The following is a 22,602-nucleotide window of genomic DNA, read 5'->3' as shown; positions in this document are numbered from 1 at the left end:
GCTTTGTTTTGTGTCCATTCCATTGTTATTCTTTACAAAACTTTATGTTTCCAACACATCGCCCTCGTCGTTTGCGTACTCATCCTCAATTACGCCGCATGGTACGCGAGACTGTATTGACTACCAATGACTTGATCTATCCGTTGTTTGCTATCCCAGGTGAAGGAATTGCTAATGAAGTAAAATCTATGCCTGGTGTCTACCAATTGACGGTAGATAAAATTGTGGAAGAGGCTAAGGAAGTTTACGATTTAGGCATTCCCGCAATAATTCTGTTTGGTATTCCCGCAGATAAGGATACAGATGCTACTGGTGCTTGGCATGATTGTGGTATAGTTCAGAAAGCTGCAACTGCGGTGAAAGAAGCTGTACCAGATTTGATTGTGATTGCTGATACCTGTTTGTGTGAGTATACCAGTCACGGTCATTGCGGTTATTTGCAAGTGGGTGATTTGACAGGACGAGTATTGAATGACCCCACTTTAGAATTGTTGAAGAAAACCGCCGTGTCTCAAGCCAAAGCTGGCGCGGATATTATCGCTCCTTCTGGGATGATGGATGGCTTTGTGCAAGCAATTCGTGCTGGTTTGGATGAGGCAGGATTCCCAGATACACCGATTTTGTCCTATGCTGCTAAGTATGCTTCGGCTTACTATGGGCCTTTTAGGGATGCTGCTGATTCTACACCACAATTTGGCGATCGCCGAACTTACCAAATGGACCCCGGAAACTCCCGCGAAGCCATCAAGGAAATTGAATTGGATATCGCCGAAGGCGCTGATATGTTGATGGTGAAGCCTGCTTTGGCTTACATGGACATCATTTGGCGGGTGAAGGAAGCCAGTAATTTACCTGTGGCTGCTTACAATGTGTCTGGTGAGTATTCTATGGTGAAAGCTGCGGCTTTGAATGGTTGGATTGATGAACAGCGCGTGGTGATGGAAACTCTGACTGGGTTTAAGCGTGCTGGTGCGGATTTGATTCTGACTTATCACGCTAAGGATGCGGCGCGTTGGTTGCGGTAAGGTGGGTGTTCTCACGCAAAGGCGCATTCGCCAAAGGCGTTCTCGCAGAGTAGGCGCAGAGTGTATCTTTGGTTTTTGCGTCTCGGCGTGAGATTGTTAATTTATATAGCAGGGGACAGGTGACAGGTGAGTCCATTCCTGTAGGCGGGTTTCCCGCCGTAGGGAACTGGCGAACCCGGAGGGTGACAGGTGATAGGCTGAAAAGCTGCTTAACCTATGTGGCTACTGCTATATTTACTAAATGGATAAATTAACGGAATATCGACAATATATTCAGCAGTTATTATTAGAAGAATCTCAAGGAAAGACGATTGGTGGTGATGTTGAATCACAAACAGTATTTGATTTAGCCAATGACCGTTATTTATTAATTGACTTAGGATGGAATGGACATAGGCGAATTTACAACTGCGTGCTGCATCTGGAAATTAGAGAAGGTAAAATTTGGATTCAAAGGAATCAAACAGATACAGTAATTGCCGATAAATTAATAGCCAAGGGTGTAGCAAAAGAAGATATCATTTTAGGACTACAACCCCCCTATTTTCGAGAATATACCAAATTTGGTGTCAGTTAAACAGAAAACCAAGAACATTATTACTGTACAAAAACATTCTCCTTTCCTTCTTTGTGCCTTCTCTACGAGACGCTACGCGAATGCGCCTTTGCGTGAGCCTAAAATTATTTTTGGACTAATCGAAGAGATTGTAATTTTAAATCCTTAACTTTACCTCCGCCTTGTTGCGACTTAAGACTTTGTACTTTCTGCAATAATTGTTCGGCATTTTTTGCCCATTGCGGATTCTTTTGAATATTATATAGATTTCTGGCGTAAGTCAATACCTTTGTTGCGTCGTTATATTGCTTTAACTGCATAAAAGCTAATCCTGCACCATAATAAGCATTAGGATAATTAGGATTCGCTTCGGCTGATTTTCTAAATGCTGCTAATGCTGCTTGGGAATTGCCTTGATTAAAGGCAATTACACCCAGATTATAATGAGCTTCTGGATATTTAGGATTAATTTTTACAGCTTGATTAAAAGCGTTTTGGGCTTCTGGGAATTTACCTTGTTGTAGATAACATATGCCTAAATGATAATGAGGTTCGGGGGCGTTTTTACTATATGCTGATGCTTTTTTGAAAGAGGCGATCGCACCATCCCAATTCCGTTGCAGTTGTCTCACCAACCCCAAGTTATAATGGGCAAACCCTAACTTTGGATCTAGTTCTAAAGCCCGTTGTAAATAATCATTGGCTTGTGGTAAATTATAACCTTCCAACAATGCACCGCCTAAGTTAGCATAGGCTAAAGCAAATTTGGGGTCGCTTTGGGTAGCACGATAGAATGCGTCGGCGGCTGGTTGTAATCTGCCGCTTTGTCGCAGTGCTAAACCCAGGTTATAATGTGCTGGAGCTAAGGTAGGATCTAACTGTGCGGCTTGTTGAAAAGCGGCGATCGCATCTTGAACTCTCCCGGCTTGAATATCTTGTAATCCCTGGTTTAATAAGGTTGTGGCTGTTGGTAGATTATATTGTGCCAATTTTGGCTGAACCGGGATATTTGCATTGACCTGACTGTTCACGTCATGTGGAAAAGCTAACGTTAAACCTAACCCCCCAACCCCCTTCCCTACAAGGGAAGGGGGAGAAATCAAAGCTTCTACAAGGGAAGGGGGAGAAATCAAAGCCTCTCTCCTTGTAGGAGAGAGGTTTGGAGAGAGGTCTTGCAGATACCGTGAAGTTGCGTTAACAGGTGTCAAGCTTGCGCCGAGAAATAGCAAACTCAGCAATACTTTTAAGCGATATTTATTAAATAATCTCATTGATGGGCTTCTTTAGTTAAACTCAACTGACATTAAAAGAGACGTTTTAACAAAGATTTTAGATTCTGCATGAAAGTTCGTATCGCTTAATCTTTCTTAAGGTAAATCTTACGAGAGACTACAATTTTTTTGATCATTGGTTAAAAGAAGGATAATTACAAATTAAAGAGAGGATAAAGCAATCTCTCAAATTTTGTCAGTGAACTGATAACTGTTAACTGATAACTGTTAACTGATAACTGACAAGCGTAATAAACAGGGCAATGCGGTAGATAAGCTTACCGCAAGGGAGGTTTTATGAGCGAAAAAGTCAGATTAGGTTCGCGGAATGTTGCCATTGTCGGCCCTTATTTAAGTGGAAAAACAACATTACTAGAAAGCTTATTATTTGTTACAGGAGCGATTACTCGCAAAGGCAGCGTTAAGGATAGTAACACAGTTGGGGATAGTGCGACAGAATCACGCGATCGCCACATGAGCGTAGAAATTAGTACCGCTTGCGCCGAGTATAATGATATTCGTTTTACCTTTATAGATTGCCCAGGTAGCGTTGAGTTTGCTCAAGAAACATATAATGCTTTAATGGGTGTTGATGCGGCAATTGTAGTTTGCGAACCAATACGCGATCGCGTCCTCACCCTCGCTCCTCTATTTAAATTCCTAGACGACTGGGAAATTCCCCATCTTGTCTTTGTGAATAAAATGGATCGAGCAAACATTCATGTCCTCGAAACATTACACGCCCTCAAAGCAGTTTCTAGCCGTCCATTAGTAGCGCATCAATACCCCATCATGCAAAGAGAAGTTGGAGCGGCGGCTTCCGCCGATCCAAACTTCGGAGGGGAACAACTCACCGGCTTTATCGATATGGTGAGTGAACAAGCTTATCAATATCATCCCGGCGCACCTGCTGATCCTATTCCCTTCCCAGAACATCTTAAACAAGAAGAACATACCGCCAGAGCAGAAATGCTCGAAGCTTTAGCAAATTTTGATGACCACTTATTGGAAGAACTATTAGAAGATATTGAACCACCCCAAGAAGAAATCCTCAAAGATTTAAAAATGGAATTAGGGGCTGATTTAGTAGTTCCCGTCTTCTTTGGTGTAGCTGAACAAGATTATGGTGTCAGACCTTTATTAGAAGCTTTACTGCGCGAGTCTCCCGAACCCGAAACCACAGCCGCCCGTCGCCTCAAAGGTAAAGCCAGCAATACACCCATAGCCCAAGTATTGAAAACCTTTTACACGCCCCAAGGTGGTAAACTCTCCCTAGTGCGGGTATGGCAAGGCAAATTAACCGATGGTATCGTCCTCAACGGTGTTCGCACTGGTGGTATTTATCGCCTCATGGGACAGCAGCAGCAGTCGTTAAATGAAGCCGTTGCGGGGGAAATTGTCGCCCTCAGCCGTTTAGAAGGAGTTAAAACTGGCGATACCATCTCCACCGAACGTCCGGCGCAATTAGCCAAAGCTGAACAGTTAGAACCAGTTTACGCCCTAGCTATCACCCCCGAAAAGCGCAACGATGAAGTCAAACTCAGTGGCGCTATCACCAAGTTATTAGAAGAAGACCCTTCTCTGGCTTGGGAACAGCATGGTGATACCCACGAAGTGATTTTGTGGGGACAAGGGGAAATACATTTGCAAGTCGCCCTGGATAGACTACGCCGCAAGTATAACTTGCCAATGTCTACCCATATGCCACAAGTACCTTATAAAGAAACCATCCGTAAACCAGTCACCTCAGTGCATGGACGTTACAAACATCAAAGCGGTGGACATGGACAGTTTGGTGATGTGTTCCTCGATATCAAACCCCTACCCAGGGGCGAAGGCTTCAACTTTAAGGAAACCATCGTTGGCGGTGTAGTTCCCAGACAGTACATTCCAGGTGTAGAAATGGGTGTGCGGGAATTTCTAGTACATGGGCCTTTGGGTTTCCCAGTGGTGGATGTGGCGGTGACATTAACCAACGGTTCCTATCACACCGTCGATAGTTCCGAACAAGCCTTCAAACAAGCCGCCCGTTTGGCGATGCAAACCGGGATACCCCAAGCCCAACCCACCTTATTAGAGCCAATTTTGCGGGTGGAAGTGACCACACCCAGCGAATTTACTTCTAAGGTGCTGCAATTGCTGAGTGGTAGACGGGGGCAGATTTTAGGCTACGAAGGCAGACAAGACTGGCAAGGTTGGGATAATATCACAGCTTACCTACCACAAGCTGAGATGCAGAATTTTATTGTAGAGCTGCGATCGCTCACTCTCGGCGTTGGTTCCTTCCACTGGGCTTACGACCACCTGCAAGAAGTCCCAGAAAAGCTTGCTGAAAAAGTGCTTGCTAGTAACGGTCATGGTCATAACGGTAATAGCAAGTAGTATCAGTTAACAAATGTCTCCTCTATTCAGAATTTTTGGAGTGGTAATAATATTTATCACTCCATTTTCTTTTCTGGGGACTGGGGACTGGGGACTGGGGACTGGGAATGTGAGCAGATAAAATTTATGAAGAAGCCGAAAATATAGATGCCTTGATAATTGAATTGGAGGGACAATGAAAACTGTAGAACAATTAAAAAATCGCATTCTAGAATTAGGTAAACAAGCTGCACATTTCAGTCAGCAAGCGGCTGAGATTAGTCAAACCAATCGTGAACAAAGCAAAATTTTAATGCAACAAGCGAAAGAAGCTAGTAGACGCTGCCAATTATTGATACAAGAATTAAAAAGAAACAATTTCTAGGTATACTTTAAGCTAAGAAGAGAGTATAATTCTCTTTTTATTTGCCTCTTACTGGAAAGTATATTAAGAAAAATGAAATTATACCTAAAGCTGTACCAATAGCACTAATAGCTTGCGTAATATTACTTGCATTACCTAGTATGAAATTTGCAGCCAATGTCAAGATTACAAATAAAACTGTGCCAATGATTGAAATTAGCAAAGGAGTTGTACGAATTAAAATATCTTGACAACTAGCTTGAAATATAGGCGTTTCTAATAAATTTAAATATCTATATTGCTTTCCTTCTTCTAAGTCATGAAATAATATTGTCCAAGGCTCATCATAATTTGGTTTTATTAGTAATTCAAAACTGTAAAGCTTGTCAAAATTCTCAATTAAACAGCAGGCTATTATATCTCCAATATAACTTTTACTTACTGAAGTCACATCAATTATTATATTATTTGCATTTTTCTTTTTTATTAAAGATATGTATTTTCTTAAATCAAGATACTTAATCCTATCAATATCCCATTGAATATCATCTGTTAAGAGATGAACATATTGCGCTTTTAATTTAGCTATATCGTTAATACTATAATAATTATCTAAATTAACAACCGTATCTTTTAAATTACCAGTATAATATTTATATTCCCCTCTTGCAAGATTTTTTATTAAATCATAGACATTTGTTCGTAATAAATTAAGTTGAACTTGGTTTGTTCTAGAGTCATCAATCTGAACAAATATAATATGATTTGTACCTCTTACAACGGAATGTACAATAGGATTTATATATTGATCTGGTCTATCAGTAGTTACAAAAATATATAATTTCTTCAATCTATACCTCCAAAAATGACTACACAACCTTTACCTGAAACCTTAGCTTTTCTGAGACATACTAATGCTTCTAATGAATTTGTTCCCACACCAAATGAAATTGTCTTTCCAGTAATTTGCAAAAATAAATTTGAATAATTATTTAAATTTTGTCTTATATTCTTTTCTGGTGATACCTCAAAGCATATATCATCACCAGCTACATAAACTAAAGAAGCTTCCATTTGAGCTTCAACAAGCTCTGCTATTTTTGTAATAGCATTTTCCACTTGATAAGAAAAATTTTTGGCTGCATCTAAATTGCCAGAAAGTAAATAAAGTTCAATAGCATCTCCTATATTGTCCCCATCCCCTAAACAAACAAGTGATTTATTATACAGCATTTATTTTCCTTAAAGAAACTAAATTTTAGCTATAAGAATAGTTTTATATTGGTTGTAACAATCCCAAACTCATAATACCAATTGAAGTAATTAATTATGGTAACACTTCAATTAAGACAATTAACTGTACCGCCGGGGCATAGAGTCATACTGCACAATATTAACTGGCAAGAATTTGAAGCAATTCTTACTGAACTAGGCGACCATCGTGCAACTCGGTTGGCTTACAGTCAGGGAACGTTGGAGATGAGAATGCCTTTACCTAAGCATGAGGTAGCCAAAGTCATAATTGGGGACTTGGTAAAAATTCTTCTAGAAGAGTTAGAAATTGATAGTGAATCCTTTGGTTCAACCACCTTTAAACGTGAAGATATGAATTTTGGTGTAGAACCTGATGACTCTTTCTATATTCAAAATCATGCTCAGATGATAGGTAAAGAGCGAATTGATTTAAAAGTTGATCCTCCACCTGATCTAGTTATTGAAGTTGATGTTACCTCTAAAACTCAACTTGATGCTTATGAAGCATTACAGGTTCCTGAATTATGGCGATATGAAGCAGGGAAGTTACAAATTAACGTCTTTCAAGATGATAAATATGTCGAATCTGACATTAGCCCAAATTTTCCTAACTTGCCAATTATTGAAGCAATTCCTACATTTGTTGAGCAAAGCCGCACTATAGGGAGAAGCGCAGCACTAAGGGCATTTCGTAATTGGGTAAGAGATACAAAAAACATCTGATAAGCACTTAATGTAGCGTTAGATAACAAGGTGCGTTACGGCTTCGCCTAACACACCCTACTGGCGTGGCAAGCTTAAAATGTTGCATTAATTAACCACAGAGGCACAGAGACACAGAGGTTAGAGAGGAAACTTATTGCACTATTTTAGCCTTGCCACGCTACTACTGGCATGACCGGACTAATTTTGTGCATTAGCCAACAATCTATCATCTTGTTCATCTGCGTGCATCTGCGTGCATCTGCGTTCGATTTTTCCCCATCTAATGCAACATTTTAGTCCGGTCGCGCCACTACTGGCTGTTGCCCAGATTTGTGCATCCCAAAATTGAAAATTATGAATCTCTACACCACGAATTGCTTCTAAAGTAATCAGCCGTGTAATATCAACAACATGACAAGCCGCTAAATAGGTACGCATTCTCTCTAGTGCTTCAGCAGGAGTTAACAGCAACCTACGATTACGAGTTGTCGCCATAAAAAATTATCCCATTATCTGGGTACTAATTACAGCTTTCCCAGAACGAATTAAGCGGTCAGTAATTGCGATCGCCTGTGCTTGTTTCGCTGCATCCAATGGGTCGTAAATATAAACTAGAATATTAGTATCGAGTAAAACTCTACCGTTCATAGAGGTCTGCACGCTGCCAATCTCTTCCTCCTGGTTGAACAGGTCGAGTTTTTATCTCTTCAATAAATTTCATTTCCGCTTCCCAAGCCGCGAGATTTGTTTGAGTTACAGTTATTTCGCTTAGATGTAAGTCAATTGCTTGGCGGATAATTTCTGCTTCACTGACACCCGTTTGTTGTGCGATCGCTTTTAGTAGGTTCTCTTGACGCGGCTCAATATATATTTGCTTACGAATTTTACTTGACAATGTTTCAGTAAGATAATGTATACATTACATTATACATTATTTTATCGCTTACCCTCGGCGTTGGTTCCTTCGATTGGGCTTACGACCACCTGCAAGAAGTCTCAGAAAAGCTTGCTGAAAAAGTACTTGCTAGTAACGGTCATGGTAATAACGGTAATAGCAAGTAGTATCAGTTAACAAATGTCTCCTCTATTCAGACTCTTTGAAGTGGTAATATTTATCACTCTATTTTCTTAAGGACTTACGCAACTGGCACTTGGGGTAGGGTGCGTCAGATGTGGAAAATCCTTGAATTTGTACGAAATTATTGGGGCTGACGCACCCTACAGTTAACGTGAGTTCGACCAGCGTTGTTTTGACCTCTCCCCCAACCCCTCTGTCTTGAAAAGTTCTGAACGCCGCAAGCCCGCGCACCCTACGGGTTCGCGTAGCGTCTCGTTAGAGAAGCAAGCTACAGACTTTTCGCTCCTACGAGGAGAGGGGTTGCGGGTGAGGTATTTTTTCGTTTCTCCTCCCTCTCCTACGAGGAGAGGGAGGTTGGGAGGGTGAGGTTCTTCGAACTCAGGTTACAGTTAGTTTGAGTATGACACTTGCGTAAGTCCTATTCTTTTTACAATTACCTATTACCAACTAAACCAAGCATATCGTAAGTAATTAGCCGGACTTAATATTACGATTTATCAATTTCCATAATCTCTATCTATTAAGCAATGAGAAGGAATGTTAAATAATAATGCAAAAACGGGATTTCTCTTGAATTTAGTTGAGAAATTTCCCCATTATATTTTCAATCATGAATAAATTTCAGGAGCTAATTTGGTGTTAACTTCAACCTTACTCGCTGCTGCAACCACACCCCTGGAATGGAGTCCTACAGTAGGCATTATTTTCATTATTGCCAACATCATCGCCATTATCTTTGGCAAGCTGACCATCAAGTATCCTAGTTCAGATCCAGCCTTACCTTCAGCCAAATTCTTTGGTGGTTTTGGTGTACCTGCTTTACTAGCAACTACCGCTTTCGGTCATATTTTAGGTGCAGGACTCGTTTTAGGATTGCATAATCTAGGCAGAATCTAGTTAACAAAGTCAACACAGAAAATTACTCATACTGTGGACTATTTGCTGATTCTCAATGAGGTTTATACCTTGCGCCACACCGTAATAGGCTATTACCGAAGTTAATCTTCAGGTGATTTTTGTTGTGTCTGTAACAAGCCAGAGAAGTTAATCTCTGGCTTTTTCTTATGAAGTCATGCAACTAAGTCGCACATCTATCTTTTGTGTTGGCTCTCAACTGTCAACTCACTACTGACTATTAACCATTGTCAATTGTTCGTCAGTCACTTGATTTTGACTTTCAGCAACAATTTTACGGAACAACTCACCCTCAATAGTTTCTTGTTCTGTCAATAAATCTACCAGCCTTTCCATAACTACACGGTTAGTTTCTAGCAATTGTTTGGCGGTTTGATAGCAACTATTGATGATTTCGCGGACTTGAGCATCTATCTTGGCGGCAATTTCTTCAGAATAGTCTGATTTATTCATCCAGTCGCGTCCCAAGAAGACCTCACCGCCTTGATTTTCTAAGGACAAGGGGCCTAATTCAGACATCCCAAAGCGTGTTACCATTTGCCGAGCCATTGATGTGACTTTTTGGAGGTCATCACCTGCACCTGTGGTGACTTCCGGCTTACCAAAGACAATTTCCTCAGCAGCGCGACCCCCTAAAGTAGATGTAATTCTGGCTTTGAGTTGGGAACGAGAAATTAAACCTTGTTCTTCGTTGGGGGTAAACCAAGTTAAACCTTGGGCTTGTCCTCTGGGAATGAGGGTAACTTTCTGTACTGGGTCATGGTCTTTTAATAAAGTCCCAATTAAACCATGTCCAACTTCGTGATACGCAATTAAGCGCTTACTCTTGCTGTCTACTAGGGGTGTTCCTTCCATCCCCGCCACTACTCTGTCTACCGCATCATCAATTTCTAAAATTGTAATTGCTTCTTTGCGTCTGCGGGCTGTGAGAATGGCGGCTTCGTTGAGGAGGTTGGCTAAGTCTGCACCTGTGAAGCCGGGGGTGCGGCGGGCGATCGCCTCCAATGATACGCTAGGATCAACCTTCTTATTCCGTGCATGGACTTGCAGAATTTCTAAGCGTCCTTTCAAGTCTGGTGCATCAACTATTACTTGTCTATCAAAACGACCTGGACGTAACAAGGCTGCGTCTAATACATCAGGACGGTTGGTAGCAGCGATAATAATGATGCCAGTGTTACCTTCAAAACCATCCATTTCGGTGAGTAATTGGTTGAGGGTTTGTTCTCTTTCATCGTTACCGCCACCGATACCCGCACCCCGTTGTCTCCCAACTGCGTCGATTTCATCGATAAATATTAAGCAAGGTGCATTGTCCTTAGCTTTTTTAAATAAGTCACGGACGCGGGAAGCACCTACACCGACAAACATTTCTACAAATTCCGAACCGGAAATACTGAAGAAAGGAACAGCCGCTTCCCCGGCGATCGCTTTTGCTAGTAAAGTTTTACCAGTCCCTGGAGGCCCTACCAACAGCACACCTTTAGGAATACGCGCACCCACAGCCGTAAATCTTTCTGGCTGCTTGAGGAATGTGACAACTTCTTGTAATTCTTCCTTCGCTTCTTCGATCCCCGCTACATCGTCAAACTTCACCCCAGTTTTCGCTTCCATTTGGAAACGCGCTCTCGACTTGCCAAAATTCATGGCTTGGCTAGAAGCATTAGTAGAACGGCGGAGGAATAATAGCATTAACGCTACCAGTGGCAAAATCCACATCAGGTTAATTAATAAACCTACTGCTGCTCTACTATTGGCAGAAGACACTTCACCAAAGTCAACATTTTTTTCTTTAAGCTTATTAATCAACTCGCTGTTCTGCTCCAACAACCTCACCGATATGGGTGGTGCGTCTGGCTTTTGACTTTTTAAATAGACTTTAGCTATCTGTTCGGTTTCGTCTAATTCTACCTTTTTAACTTGGTCTTGATTGACCTTTTGAATCAACTCCCCATATGACAGAGACTCGCGCTCTGGTTTCTGCGCTAGGACAGGATTACCACCAAACATTGTTGGTAACATAATCAAACTGGCTGCTAACGCACCAGTCCAAGCGACGCGCTTTGGTGATTGCCTTTTTCTCAATGCCTTGTTCCCAAAATTTTCCATAACAATTACCTTTTGTCTGCTGTCATAGGCTGAGTGCCGATTTAAGCCTATTCTTCAAGCAAAAATTGCTTTAACTGGACATCCTTTATCTAAATCTAGTGTAACTCTCATAAGAGAGAAGGAGAGTAGATATGGACTTACGCATAAAAACGAAAAATCAAGGGTTTGGGCAAGGGTGTAGGGGTATAGCGCAAAGTCTGAGCGGTTCGCGTAGCGTCTCTTAGAGAGGCTTCCTCCGAACAGAACTTTGTAACAGAGGGGTATAGGGGTGTAAATCTTTAAAACCCTTACACCCTTACACCCTTACCCCCCTACACCCTGTCTCAACAGATAACCTTGGTGCGTAAGTCCTGTAGATATTAGGTAATAGATGATCCATATATAATATTACGGTTTGAGGACTGAATACTGGATAGGGTATAGGTTACAGGTTATAGGCTACAGGTAACAAGGAATAAGAGATAAATATACACTCAATTCTGCTCAAAAATCTCATATTAAGCCCACAGTAGTTGGTATATAGATTAGGACTTACGCAATTGTCATCATCAAACTAACTGTAGGGTGCGTCAGCCCCAATAATTTCTTACATATTTAGGACTTACGCAATTGTCACAATTGGTGGTTGGTGCGTGACGCTACAAGTCTCATGACTACGTTCAAATATTTTCGCAGCTTCACACACCCTACAGAAAAAATATGCCAGTTGCGTAAGTCCTAATATTCAAGGGTTTTCCACATCTGACGCACCCTACCCCAACAGGACTTACGCATCGAAGTTTTCTGTTGAGGCAGGGTGTAAGGGTGTAAGGGTGTAAGGCTTTTAAAGATTTACACCCCTATACCCCTATACCCCCACACCCTTGCCCAAACGCTTGATTTTTCGTTTTTATGCGTAAGTCCTACCCCAAGTGCGAGTTGCGTAAGTCCTGAATAAGTCGCAGATGGGGTTACAAATTCTTTATGTATCTATATATACTAATTTAGTAGTAACTTAAAGAAGTAATTGGTTGTTTTGTTCTAGCAAATTAGCAAGGAGAACACTTTTGATATCTGGAATAAAAGCTTATCTCAACCCACAACAGCTACTAATTGAACCTTATGAAAGGTTACGCTTTATTACTCTGTATGTATTGGCAACACTGCTAGCCAATTTTGGTGCAAGATTTCTTTCTCTCAACGTCATCTCTCGTTTTTCACCCGAACCTGTTTCTCTTGTAGATGCAGCAGTTTTAGGAACTGTCTTTGGTGTAATTCTGGGAGCTTGTCAGTGGCTTGTTATACGTGAGTTTATACCAAATTTGTATTGGATTGTTGCTACAGCTACAGGATTTTGTTACTTTCAAGTGATTCTTCAATCATATCAAAATCTAGTGATTCAGCTTGTTCAATCAGGTCAGCTTCAACTTCAGTTGGTAACAGGTTTCTTACTGAGTTTAGTAGTGACATTTTTTGCTACAATCTGGCTTGGTTTATTGCAGTGGCTAATCCTCAGATACTATATCAAATCTGCTCGATGGTGGGTGCTGATTTTTCCTGCCCTATTTCTGATTTCGTTTGCTATGATTGTGCTGACGAATTCTGCACAGTTAATCTTTAGATGGAATCTCACAGTTGATTGGAACATAGTTTTTCCAGCAATATTGGGAATCAGCCAAGCAACTGCTCTATGTTTACTGAAGCGCAAAGTACAAAATAATGACCAATTCGCACCTAGCCAAGTCAATAAACTACTGATCACAACTCCTGAGATTGGAAATTTGAGAAAACTTTGGGATTTGTCTAATCGCCTTTACCACCAAATTCACAAATCCTGGGAACAAGAAACATCACTTCCTGCTCGTCTTATATATTTATTAGGTGTGACAGAAACAGGAAATATTATCATCTGCCAACCTGCTAATCAGATGGCAACTTATTATATTAGTCAAACTCCACTACCAAATTTAATCAGTAGTTTGAATGATGATGTAGAGCAATCCTACCATCAACCTCTAGCTCGGTTTTTAGTGACTTTTACGACTTTAGGAGGCTTAGAAATTCGCATCTGTAAAAGTTATAAACTTATTTGGATAACATTATCTCTGTTGGGTTTTCTCTTATTAGTTAGTACCTATCCAACTTGGCTGCATATTATTTATTTGTCAACTTAAGCCAGGGCGAATGGAATGCGCGGCTATACAAACAAAGTCCCTCCGGGACGCTACGCGAACGGGTTCGCCAGAACAAACAACTGATTCCAGCCTTACTCAGGTTCCGTAAATACAGAAAAAAGCGAGTGTAAGCACTAGTCTATGTTTTCAAAAGTAAATCTTGATGACTGTGCTACTCGCTTGGGGATATACAAGGGTTTTTGAGAAAAGCTGTACTTAATATATAGTGAGAAACCGAAAATTGGATGTTGTATAGATAACAAATCGCTATTTTTTTAAACTTTTTATAAGTAATTTTTTTAACTATGGTAGGGGACAGGTGATAGGGTACAGGTGACAGGGCTGAAAGCCTTTGAAATTGAAGGTTTTAAAATTGTATGATGTCCTAACCTATGCTTCGACTGCTATATAACCTGTGTTTTATAGTTAGGATTTACGCAAGTGTCATAATCAAACTAACTTTAGGGTGCGTCAGCCCCAATAATGTCGTACATATTCAAAGATTTTCCACATCTGACGCACCCTACAATTGTGCCAGTTGCGTAAGTTCTGATAGTTGACCTTGCTTAAACAATGTATCAGCCTAACTGAAATCTTGCACCTTCTCAATAAGCAGGTGGTGGGCAATGCCCACCCTACGAAATCATAAGGGTTTCGAGCTTTGATTTTCGCAATAAAGTAATGGTGCAAGACATAAGCCTCCCACGGGCGCGGTTAACGCTCCCGCAAAATATGAAAGAAACACAATTATTCCCTATTTTCTGGTTTCTGTAACCTGTCACCTGTAACCTGTCACCTGTGTTTCTTAGGAGCTAAACAATTTTGAATTTTGCATTAAGTTGTTGACAAATATGACAGCTTGTGGTTTTGAAATTCAAGGTATAAACTTATCAGCGAGTCTATGAACCAAGAATCCCCGCACCTTTAGGTTAACGGACTGTCAAAAATTCCAATTACGACGCAAATGAAAGAAGCCTTCTAACCAATCTTGCCAAGCCGTGTTGCTATTTAACCTTTGCTGACTGAACTCATGTGCTGTTTGCTCTATAATTTGGGAAAAACTGGGATAGACAGCAGATAAATTAGCTAAGTGTTGGACAGAAATTTTCTCAGATATGGCTAAGGCAATAAGATTAATTAAATCTGCGGCTTCTGTACCGAATATAGTCGCGCCTAAAATTTCTCCGTTGCGCCGCACCACTAATTTGCAAATACCTGTAATTTCATTCCTAAATTGTGATGCTGCTATTGATTTATAGTAATGTCGGACAACTAAAACTTCTTGCTTGTTATATTGGCGCTGTGCTTGATTTTCTGTTAAACCTACTTGCGCTATTGTGGGTGAAGATAATATTGCCCAAGGAATAGGTAGATAATCAACTTGTGACTTGGGAAAAAATAGCGCATTGTTGAGAGCAATTCTGGCTTCGTAATTAGCTATGTTGGGGAAGTCGTAACCGCCAATAACATCTCCACAAGCATAAATCCGGCGATTAGTGGTTTGTAGCTTGTCATTGACTAGCAAACGATGCTGATGCCATTTTACACCTACCTCTGCTAAATTTAAAGATTTTAGATTTGGTTGCTGTTTGGTAGCTACTAAAATCTCATCAGTCTCGATCGCTTTCTCTCCTGCTTGAATCCATTTTTTATCCTCAATTCGCATGACTTGCGTAACTAATTTCTCAGCAATAACACGCACACCATCAACTTCTAACTGTGCTTGCAGCAACTGGGCAATTTCTGGGTCAAGCTGAGGTAGAAGATGAGGAGACTTAACTACTAGAGTAACGCTACAACCCAGCCTGGCTAAAGTTTGCGAGATTTCAATGCTTTGAGGACTACCGCCAATAATTACCCAATTTTGCGGTAGCTTTGGAGAGTCAGAGACTTGCTTGTAGACTTGCTTGTATAAATACTGCCAAATATTTGCGGGTGTTAGGTAGCCAGTGGCTTGTAGTCCTTCAATTTGAGGAATTGCTGGTATGGAACCACTGGCAAGTAAATAAGTACGACCACGTAGTAAGCGCTGATTTACGGCAAATGCTAAATGAGGGGAAGTCTGAAACTGACCCGTCTCAAGAATGACATCAACTCCTTGTGCTGCTAAGTTAGCAACTGACATTTGTTCTTGGACGTTAGCAACAACACCTTGAGCAGATAACAATGCTTCTGCCCATGCTACAGATATTTGGCAGTTTTCGGAAGTCTCAGCTTGTATAGGATTAATACCAAAACTAGTTAAATCACGGAACTTGTGAGCAAAGTTAGTAACTTCACTGATGGCTTGGTGAATAATCAAGCTGTTATTTAGTTGAGGCTCCACTAATGCCACTTTAGCTTTCATTTGGGTGGCAGTTAAGGCGGCATAGCGTGCTGCCAAACTGCCGCCAATAATCACGACATCATAATCTATAGTCATTGGTCATTGGTCATTGGTCATTAGTCAACAGTCAACAGATTTTTAAGCTATGGACTATTAACTATGGTGTTGAGTGCTGTTAATAAGCGGTGGTTATCTGAGTGAGAACGGACGGCGATGCGGAAAAAGCGATCGCCTAGTTCTTTAAAGCTCAGACAATCTCGAATTAAAATCTGATACTGTTGGAGTAATTTTTGCTGTAACTGCACAGTCGATTGTTGTGTCTCCACTAGAAGGAAATTTGCCGCACTGGGATGGGGTTGTAATCCGGGGATGGAAGTTAATCCCTGAAATAGTTGTTGGCGTGCAGATGGTAGCCATTGCCAAGTTTGGGCTTGAAATTCTTCATCTTGGAGGGCTGCTATCGCCGCAGCTGCTGCTAAGGTGTTGACAGGCCAGGGATCACGCCACAACTGCCATTTGTGTAATCGGTCAGGATGTGCGATCGCATATCCTAATCTCAGTCCGGGGAGACTGTAAAATTTTGTTAGCGATCGCAACACTACTAAGTTGGGATATTCTTGCACCACCGGAATCAGGCTTTGTTCTTCATCTGGCGGCACAAAATCCATAAATGCTTCATCCACCACCACTAAAGCAAACTGAGATAACAAGGGCAAAATTGCCTCACGTGTAAATAGCTTTCCTGTTGGGTTGTGGGGATTGTTCAATAATAAAGCGTAATCAGTGCTGGGTGCTGTTAGCGGTAGCGGCGCGTTTAGCGCGTGCTGAGGAGCCACTGCGTTGGGCGGCTTTGCCGACTGAAAGCAAGTGGCGTTGCTGAGTAAATTTTGTATCCCACTCAGCACTCCTGACTCAGCACTAAGAAGGGGAAACTCCAGTACTCTTGCGTTGTACGCCGTCAAAGTTCGGTAGTAATCGCCAAATGCTGGAGTGATTAAAATTGTTGCGGCTTGAGCTAATTCCCTACCTGCCAGGGTAAGTAATTCTGCTGAACCATTGCCCGGCAGAATCCACTCTATGGGCAATTGATGGAAATTACCTAGAGCCAATCTCAGTTCACTGTAATCTGGGTCTGGATAGTGCCTAAGATTACTAATCTGTGAACTAATAGCAGCGATCGCACTTTGAGGCGGCCCCAACGGGCTGATGCTAGCAGAAAAATCCACAATCGCATCCGCAGAACAGCCAGCCACTGCTGCTGCCCAAGCTAAATTACCCCCGTGAGATGGTTGCCGCATCAAATTCCGCTTCCTAACAGTAGAACCTATGCTTTTGGGGGTGCTACTCTTTCGCGGAACAACTTACCTGCGGAGAAAGCTGGAACCTTTGTCGCTGGAATTTCCATCTTTTCGTTTGTTTTGGGGTTACGACCTTCACGGGCTTTGCGTTCCCGTGATTCAAATGAGCCAAATCCTACTAGCGTTACTTTATCGCCAGAGGAAACAGCTTCAATAATCGTTTCCAACGCTGCTGTTAAAACAGCATCAGCTTGTTTTTTAGTCACACTAGCTTTTTCAGCTACGGCATCAACTAATTCACCTTTGTTCATTTGGAACTCCTTTCATGTTGACTGGATATTCAGTACAAATGCACTTGTCGCATCTTTACTGAAATCTTTGTTTGCACGGATACAAAAGTCAGCCTTTGGGAGTATTTATACTCAAAATGGCTGTACATCCCATCGGCTCTACTTTTCAATGAATCATTCTAAGGTGTTCAAGCCAGAAGTGAACAGATGAAACCATTAATTTATATGGATTTCGGGTTTTTTTTTATTTTTGAGGTCATTGTCGCACTCAAAACCAGGGCAAAAGTAGGAAAAAATACCTAGTAATTACCCTTATAGCTAGGGTAACTTGATCAATTCAAAATTCAAAATTCAAAATTCAAAATTAACTGATATAAATCCTTAAAACCTTTACTGGTTATAGGTTTCAGTTTTAAATTAATTGCCTCATTTTCCCGCCTCAGAGTCACATTTTAGGGTACTCAATTAGTGAATATTAAGTTATGTGAAGAAAGTTAACTTTGGTGTACAGAGCAAGAGCTAGAAGGCGATCGCTTTGCCGAGTTGTAACGGAATGTTAAGTAGGGACGGTTGACAGTTGACAGTTGACAGTTGTTCTCCTCTGCTCCCCTGCTCCTCTGCTCCTCTGCTCCTCATCTCCCCCATCTCCCCCTCACAACACTGCACTGCTGAATAAACCGCCGGGGAATTTCTAGACTCGCTCCCCAGTGAAGATGAATGTAGGAGGCGTGGATATTTTTAGGTAAACCCCATCCTTCACAACCCATATTTTCAGGACAATCGTAGCGGTAAGTGTCAAATAAGGGCTGAGTGGGCGCTGCAATCAATCGTGAGCGGTGAAACTCATGACCGTAAATGTTTGTACCTGCATCTACTAACAGACTATCTTGCAAAGCCACAGCGCGACGATAGCCCAAAGTTAAACGTCCACCCATAGCCGCAGATGAGGGTAACAAGCCTACCATCTGCCAAGACTTACCCTCAAAATCAACGATTTGCTCACATAGATACATCAATCCCCCACACTCAGCAATTGTGGGCATTCCTGCTAGGATAGCTTGTTTGACAGCATGACGAGCGCTGCTGTTTTGGGCGAGTTGCTGGGCAAAAACTTCGGGGAAACCGCCACCAAAATACATTCCCTGTACACCTGATGGTAGTTTTTCCTCCGTTAATGGACTCCAAAACACCAGTTCTGCACCTAAGTTTTGCAGCAAATCAAGATTGTCTTGGTAGTAAAAATTAAAAGCGCGATCGCGGGCTACAGCAATTTTGGGGGAAGAGTTGACAATTGACAGTTGTTCTCCCCTGCTCCCCTGCTCCTTTCCCCTCCTGGGAGGGGTTAGGGGTGGGTTGCTCCCCTGCTCCCCTGCTCCTTTCCCCTCCTGGGAGGGGTTAGGGGTGGGTTGCTCCCCTGCTCCTCTTCTAGCCTCTAAAAGAGGTAATAAACTGTGCCAATCGAAACAAGTATCCCCTAAATCAGCGAGGCGATTAATTACGGCATCTAATTGTGGTAACTCGGCGGTGGGGATTAAACCTAGATGGCGGTCGGGAATTGTGATGTCATCTTGACGACGTAGGACACCGAGTATAGGTAATTGTAAGGGCTTAAGGGAATCTTTGAGGAGCGAGAGATGGCGATCGCTTCCCACACGATTTAAGACTACCCCAGCCATTTTAATCCGGGGATCTAAAGAACGATAACCGTGAGCGATCGCAGCCACAGAACCAGACAAGCGGCTACAATCAATTACCAAAACCACAGGCAAATCTAACAACCGCGCCACATGAGCCGTACTAGCAAAGTCAGTGCTGAGTAATGAGTCTGTCTCCTCTCCTCTGCTTTCCCAGTCCCCAGTCCCAACTCCATCAAACAACCCCATCACCCCCTCAACCAAAGCATATTCACTTTCTTGGCTATGACGAGTGAAGCATTGTTGAACATAAGCTTCTGAAGTTAGCACTGGGTCTAAATTGCGGCAAGCACGACCAGTTACATAACTATGAAACATGGGGTCTATATAGTCTGGGCCGACTTTGAAGGACTGGACGCTGGTGCTGCGCCGACATAAAGATGCTAAAAGAGTGAGCGTAACTGTTGTTTTGCCCACTCCGCTACGTTCCCCAGCAATAACTAAAGCCATACAAGGATAGGAGGTGTTGATTAATTGAACAGAAAATGTTGTAGTATTGATACACGGTGGACAGATATCGCCACATCCATGTGTATTCTGCCTTGTTCATCGTAATTTAAATCAACACTTTTTTGATAGCATCTAGACGTTTTGAGTCACCTACTTTGATGGCTTTAAATTCACAACTTGCTGTAAACAAATCTTTTAAATTCTGTTATGCCACGCATGAGAGATGATTTATAAAGTAAACCTTAAATTGTAGTGGCGTGGCAAGACTAAAATGTGGTGATAGATTTGGAAAGATTGAACGCAGATAAACGCAGATAAACGCAGATAAACTCTTACGAGGGAGTTTTCAACCCAAATTTTCGATAAACTGCATTGCTCACTTGGGTTTGTCTATGCTGAGGGTGATGACTATTTTTTCCTTGGTATTGTCACAAAACCATCTGGTGAAATTATTAGAGAATGTGAGGTCTTTGTATCTACAGGTGCATTAATGAAAAAATTTCCTTCATCATCAATTCCGATATCAAAGAAAGATGGCCCATTAAAAGGTGCAACATTACGTGAATTAGCTCCAGTTATCCTTATTAATCTTCCCCAAGTATTTTCTTGAGATGTAGCTGTGCCAGAGACAATTAATGGCTGAGTTGAACCTACAATATCTTTTCCAGTAACTATAGTTGAGTTGGGGTTAGTGGTATTAATTGTCGCTAATGCAGAAGGGCAAAAGATACCAACTGATACAATTGTCAATAAGGCTAATACAATTCCAATCAGTTTTGTTGTTTGCTTGGCTAAAAACTTATTCATAGTCAACCTCTTGAAAATTCTCTAGATTAGGTCTGTGTGCAAATTTCAAGTAGGCGTAGACATAACGTAGCTGATATCTACGCCATTTCATGGTCAAATTTTAGCTTAAACAAAAAGAAGCCTCTCACCTACCCGAAGGGAGGTGATGAGATGAATTTTTGGCTGACGACGAATTGACCCACAACCAATTTAATCCGCAGGATTAACAGGGCAGGGGGTCGATGAGGAGTCAGCATTTTTTATGTTTGGTAACGTGTCAATAAGCTCATCTATCACCTGAGTCATAGTTTTGTCTGTAAGTTCTGCATATTGTTTAAGCTTATTGAATCGTCTTTCTGACATTCTTAATCTTAATTGCTTGTTTTTCATTTTGGTTACACAATGGTTACACTATATGTTATAGTGCTATCAGGTCGAAAAACAAGGATAAGTTATGAAAACCTCATGCCAATACAAAATCAAGCCAACTAAAGAGCAAGCAGAAAAAATAGACAAGACATTAGAAATGCTGCGTTGTCAATACAATTATTTACTTGCTCAAAGGTTTGACTGGTATGAGCAAAATCGCTGTCCTATTGATAGATGCCCGTTAATTTGTCACTTACCTGAGTTAAAAGAACAACCCAATTACTACAACCAAAAAGCCTCTCTAGTTCAACTGAAAGTTGACAGACCTTGGTACAAAGAAATTCATTCGCAAGTATTACAGGAAGTTCCTAAAAAAGTTGAATTAGCTTTTGATAGATGGTTAAAAGGAGATAACAATGGCAAGAAATCTGGTAAACCTAGATTTAAAGGTAAAGGGCAGTACAAAACTTTCACTTATACTCAATTCAAGCAACATCACTTTGTTAACAACAAAATTACACTATCAAAGATTGGAGATGTTAAAGTAATTGTCCATCGCCCAATACCAGATGGATTTGATATTAAAACTGTATCTGTTACCAAGAAAGCAGATGGTTACTATATAACATTGAGTCTGGATGACAAAACAGTACCAACTGTTAAGCGTGATTTTAATCCTGATAATATTGTTGGTATTGATGTCGGTTTAATTGATTTTTACGTAGCTTCTGATGGCTCTCGAATTGCCGCACCTAAGCATCTACGCAAAGCTGAACGTAAATTAAAATCAGCACAGCGTAGAGTTTCAAGACGCAAGAAAGGTTCTAATCGCCGTAAAAAAGCTATTCAGAAACTAGGTAAACAGCACAAAAAAGTCGCTGATACTCGCAAAGATTTTCATTTTAAAACAGCTAAATCACTACTTGATAAGTATGATGTTGTTGCTGTTGAAAAATTAAATATCAAAGGGCTAGTTAAAACAAAACTGGCTAAAAGTATTCATGATGCTGGATGGGGGCAGTTCATAACAATACTTTCGCTCCAAAGCCGAAAATGCTGGTTTGATGGTAATAGCTGTTAAGCCAAATGGTACTAGCCAAGAATGCTCTAGCTGTAGTCACATAGTTAAAAAGCCGCTATCCCAGAGAATACACAATTGCCCTGTTTGTCATACAAGTATTTGCAGGGACTTGAACGCGGCTATAAACATAAAGAACCGTGGGACGCACGGTCTTAAAGCTCAATTAATGTCCGGATTAGGAGTCGTTGAGAAGCCCACACTCACCCTGAAAGGGGAGTGTGTGGAGTACGTCACGAACTAACATCAGTAAAAACATTGCTAGTCCATTTTGAGAAATAAGTTAACTGATACGTTGGTAGAGATGATACAGTTCTCGGCTAAATAGCTTTATCAAGTCATTTGATATATTTGTGCTTGACTTGGCTATATCGAGAGAATAATATAGTTACAAATATGTGAATGTAAGTGATTATAATCACAGCATTGATGTGATTATAATTACCAAATTTTAAAGATTTTTTCAATCTAGCTCTGTATTTTTGCTGGCCTCATCCTTCAGAGGCAGTGGGAGGCGCAG

The 22,602-nt window shown here is 41.2% G+C and carries 19 protein-coding genes and 1 pseudogene; 8 read left to right on the top strand and 12 right to left on the bottom strand.

The window, feature by feature from the left end; translation table 11 throughout:
- Positions 1 to 44 precede the first annotated feature (44 nt).
- Positions 45 to 1,025: a porphobilinogen synthase gene (hemB, locus tag H6G83_RS11810; protein ID WP_190471731.1), complete on the top strand. Its 981-nt coding sequence runs from the start codon at positions 45 to 47 to the stop codon at positions 1,023 to 1,025.
- Between the two features lie 241 nt (positions 1,026 to 1,266).
- Complete coding sequence (locus H6G83_RS11805; protein ID WP_190471728.1) at positions 1,267 to 1,602, top strand: XisI protein; 336 nt, start codon at positions 1,267 to 1,269, stop codon at positions 1,600 to 1,602.
- Between the two features lie 104 nt (positions 1,603 to 1,706).
- On the opposite strand, the gene H6G83_RS11800 is transcribed toward H6G83_RS11805, so the two are convergent.
- A complete protein-coding gene (locus H6G83_RS11800) occupies positions 1,707 to 2,852 on the bottom strand; it encodes a tetratricopeptide repeat protein (RefSeq protein ID WP_190471723.1) in 1,146 nt (381 codons plus the stop codon).
- A 297-nt stretch (positions 2,853 to 3,149) separates the two neighbouring features.
- Here H6G83_RS11800 and H6G83_RS11795 point away from each other — a divergent pair, with 297 nt between their 5' ends.
- Both H6G83_RS11795 and H6G83_RS11790 read left to right on the top strand, forming a co-directional pair.
- Positions 3,150 to 5,234 carry an elongation factor G gene (locus H6G83_RS11795; RefSeq protein WP_190471721.1) on the top strand — a complete coding sequence of 695 codons (2,085 nt, stop codon included), beginning with the start codon at positions 3,150 to 3,152 and terminating at the stop codon, positions 5,232 to 5,234.
- Positions 5,235 to 5,409: 175 nt separating this feature from the next.
- Complete coding sequence (locus tag H6G83_RS11790) at positions 5,410 to 5,598, top strand: hypothetical protein (protein ID WP_190471718.1); 189 nt, start codon at positions 5,410 to 5,412, stop codon at positions 5,596 to 5,598.
- Positions 5,599 to 5,635: 37 nt separating this feature from the next.
- Here H6G83_RS11790 and H6G83_RS11785 read toward each other — a convergent pair whose 3' ends face one another.
- Both H6G83_RS11785 and H6G83_RS11780 read right to left on the bottom strand, forming a co-directional pair.
- Positions 5,636 to 6,427 (bottom strand): hypothetical protein, encoded by a 792-nt coding sequence (locus H6G83_RS11785; protein ID WP_190471715.1) that lies wholly within the window; start codon positions 6,425 to 6,427, stop codon positions 5,636 to 5,638.
- Positions 6,424 to 6,810, bottom strand: coding sequence for a mCpol domain-containing protein (locus tag H6G83_RS11780; protein WP_190471712.1), 387 nt, complete (start codon positions 6,808 to 6,810; stop codon positions 6,424 to 6,426). The genes H6G83_RS11785 and H6G83_RS11780 overlap by 4 nt, the downstream gene beginning before the upstream one ends.
- A 96-nt stretch (positions 6,811 to 6,906) precedes the next feature.
- Here H6G83_RS11780 and H6G83_RS11775 point away from each other — a divergent pair, with 96 nt between their 5' ends.
- Positions 6,907 to 7,554 carry a Uma2 family endonuclease gene (locus tag H6G83_RS11775; RefSeq protein ID WP_190471709.1) on the top strand — a complete coding sequence of 216 codons (648 nt, stop codon included), beginning with the start codon at positions 6,907 to 6,909 and terminating at the stop codon, positions 7,552 to 7,554.
- 180 nt (positions 7,555 to 7,734) lie between these two features.
- Here H6G83_RS11775 and H6G83_RS35305 read toward each other — a convergent pair whose 3' ends face one another.
- Genes H6G83_RS35305 through H6G83_RS11765 form a run of 3 tightly spaced genes read right to left on the bottom strand, consistent with a single transcriptional unit; the run spans position 7,735 to position 8,431 of the window.
- Positions 7,735 to 8,031: a PIN domain-containing protein gene (locus H6G83_RS35305; protein WP_242044546.1), complete on the bottom strand. Its 297-nt coding sequence runs from the start codon at positions 8,029 to 8,031 to the stop codon at positions 7,735 to 7,737.
- Between the two features lie 6 nt (positions 8,032 to 8,037).
- A complete protein-coding gene (locus H6G83_RS35300; RefSeq protein ID WP_242044545.1) occupies positions 8,038 to 8,184 on the bottom strand; it encodes a PIN domain-containing protein in 147 nt (48 codons plus the stop codon).
- Complete coding sequence (locus H6G83_RS11765) at positions 8,174 to 8,431, bottom strand: ribbon-helix-helix domain-containing protein (RefSeq protein WP_190471706.1); 258 nt, start codon at positions 8,429 to 8,431, stop codon at positions 8,174 to 8,176. The genes H6G83_RS35300 and H6G83_RS11765 overlap by 11 nt, the downstream gene beginning before the upstream one ends.
- An 819-nt stretch (positions 8,432 to 9,250) precedes the next feature.
- Between H6G83_RS11765 and psaK the strand changes: the two genes are divergently transcribed.
- A complete protein-coding gene (psaK, locus tag H6G83_RS11760) occupies positions 9,251 to 9,511 on the top strand; it encodes a photosystem I reaction center subunit PsaK (RefSeq protein WP_190471702.1) in 261 nt (86 codons plus the stop codon).
- 228 nt (positions 9,512 to 9,739) lie between these two features.
- Here the strand turns inward: psaK and ftsH are convergent, their stop codons facing one another.
- The gene (ftsH, locus tag H6G83_RS11755) at positions 9,740 to 11,638 is read right to left on the bottom strand and encodes an ATP-dependent zinc metalloprotease FtsH (RefSeq protein ID WP_190471697.1); all 1,899 of its coding nucleotides are present in this window, start codon (positions 11,636 to 11,638) and stop codon (positions 9,740 to 9,742) included.
- Positions 11,639 to 12,684: 1,046 nt separating this feature from the next.
- Between ftsH and H6G83_RS11750 the strand changes: the two genes are divergently transcribed.
- Positions 12,685 to 13,791 (top strand): hypothetical protein, encoded by a 1,107-nt coding sequence (locus H6G83_RS11750; protein ID WP_190471694.1) that lies wholly within the window; start codon positions 12,685 to 12,687, stop codon positions 13,789 to 13,791.
- Between the two features lie 940 nt (positions 13,792 to 14,731).
- On the opposite strand, the gene H6G83_RS11745 is transcribed toward H6G83_RS11750, so the two are convergent.
- The 5 genes from H6G83_RS11745 to H6G83_RS11725 form a co-directional block, all read right to left on the bottom strand.
- Positions 14,732 to 16,213: a dihydrolipoyl dehydrogenase family protein gene (locus H6G83_RS11745; protein ID WP_190471691.1), complete on the bottom strand. Its 1,482-nt coding sequence runs from the start codon at positions 16,211 to 16,213 to the stop codon at positions 14,732 to 14,734.
- Positions 16,214 to 16,260: 47 nt separating this feature from the next.
- The gene (gene cobD / locus H6G83_RS11740; RefSeq protein ID WP_190471688.1) at positions 16,261 to 17,415 is read right to left on the bottom strand and encodes a threonine-phosphate decarboxylase CobD; all 1,155 of its coding nucleotides are present in this window, start codon (positions 17,413 to 17,415) and stop codon (positions 16,261 to 16,263) included.
- Between the two features lie 26 nt (positions 17,416 to 17,441).
- A complete protein-coding gene (locus H6G83_RS11735; protein ID WP_066378166.1) occupies positions 17,442 to 17,726 on the bottom strand; it encodes an HU family DNA-binding protein in 285 nt (94 codons plus the stop codon).
- Positions 17,727 to 18,337: 611 nt separating this feature from the next.
- On the bottom strand, positions 18,338 to 19,849 hold the full coding sequence (locus H6G83_RS11730; RefSeq protein WP_190471686.1) for a cobyrinate a,c-diamide synthase: 1,512 nt from the start codon (positions 19,847 to 19,849) through the stop codon (positions 18,338 to 18,340).
- A gap of 408 nt (positions 19,850 to 20,257) precedes the next feature.
- Positions 20,258 to 20,656 (bottom strand): hypothetical protein, encoded by a 399-nt coding sequence (locus tag H6G83_RS11725; RefSeq protein ID WP_190471683.1) that lies wholly within the window; start codon positions 20,654 to 20,656, stop codon positions 20,258 to 20,260.
- A gap of 433 nt (positions 20,657 to 21,089) precedes the next feature.
- On the opposite strand from H6G83_RS11725, the pseudogene H6G83_RS11715 reads away from it, so the two are divergent.
- Positions 21,090 to 22,326 (top strand): annotated as a pseudogene (locus H6G83_RS11715) (RNA-guided endonuclease InsQ/TnpB family protein).
- The last annotated feature ends 276 nt before the right edge of the window (positions 22,327 to 22,602 follow it).

Source organism: Anabaena azotica FACHB-119 (assembly GCF_014697625.1).
GTDB lineage: Bacteria > Cyanobacteriota > Cyanobacteriia > Cyanobacteriales > Nostocaceae > Trichormus > Trichormus azoticus_A.
Note: the sequence above shows the minus strand (reverse complement) of the source record. Positions and strands in the feature narration are given on the sequence as shown.

Excerpts from the sequence above, each read along its gene's own strand:
- hemB (WP_190471731.1), top strand. The coding sequence starts at position 45 with ATGTTTCCAACACATCGCCCTCGTCGTTTGCGTACTCATCCTCAATTA.
- H6G83_RS11805 (WP_190471728.1), top strand. The coding sequence starts at position 1,267 with ATGGATAAATTAACGGAATATCGACAATATATTCAGCAGTTATTATTA.
- H6G83_RS11800 (WP_190471723.1), bottom strand. The coding sequence starts at position 2,852 with ATGAGATTATTTAATAAATATCGCTTAAAAGTATTGCTGAGTTTGCTA.
- H6G83_RS11795 (WP_190471721.1), top strand. The coding sequence starts at position 3,150 with ATGAGCGAAAAAGTCAGATTAGGTTCGCGGAATGTTGCCATTGTCGGC.
- H6G83_RS11790 (WP_190471718.1), top strand. The coding sequence starts at position 5,410 with ATGAAAACTGTAGAACAATTAAAAAATCGCATTCTAGAATTAGGTAAA.
- H6G83_RS11780 (WP_190471712.1), bottom strand. The coding sequence starts at position 6,810 with ATGCTGTATAATAAATCACTTGTTTGTTTAGGGGATGGGGACAATATA.
- H6G83_RS11775 (WP_190471709.1), top strand. The coding sequence starts at position 6,907 with ATGGTAACACTTCAATTAAGACAATTAACTGTACCGCCGGGGCATAGA.
- H6G83_RS35305 (WP_242044546.1), bottom strand. The coding sequence starts at position 8,031 with ATGGCGACAACTCGTAATCGTAGGTTGCTGTTAACTCCTGCTGAAGCA.
- H6G83_RS35300 (WP_242044545.1), bottom strand. The coding sequence starts at position 8,184 with ATGAACGGTAGAGTTTTACTCGATACTAATATTCTAGTTTATATTTAC.
- ftsH (WP_190471697.1), bottom strand. The coding sequence starts at position 11,638 with ATGGAAAATTTTGGGAACAAGGCATTGAGAAAAAGGCAATCACCAAAG.
- H6G83_RS11745 (WP_190471691.1), bottom strand. The coding sequence starts at position 16,213 with ATGACTATAGATTATGATGTCGTGATTATTGGCGGCAGTTTGGCAGCA.
- cobD (WP_190471688.1), bottom strand. The coding sequence starts at position 17,415 with ATGCGGCAACCATCTCACGGGGGTAATTTAGCTTGGGCAGCAGCAGTG.
- H6G83_RS11735 (WP_066378166.1), bottom strand. The coding sequence starts at position 17,726 with ATGAACAAAGGTGAATTAGTTGATGCCGTAGCTGAAAAAGCTAGTGTG.
- H6G83_RS11730 (WP_190471686.1), bottom strand. The coding sequence starts at position 19,849 with ATGGCTTTAGTTATTGCTGGGGAACGTAGCGGAGTGGGCAAAACAACA.
- H6G83_RS11725 (WP_190471683.1), bottom strand. The coding sequence starts at position 20,656 with ATGAATAAGTTTTTAGCCAAGCAAACAACAAAACTGATTGGAATTGTA.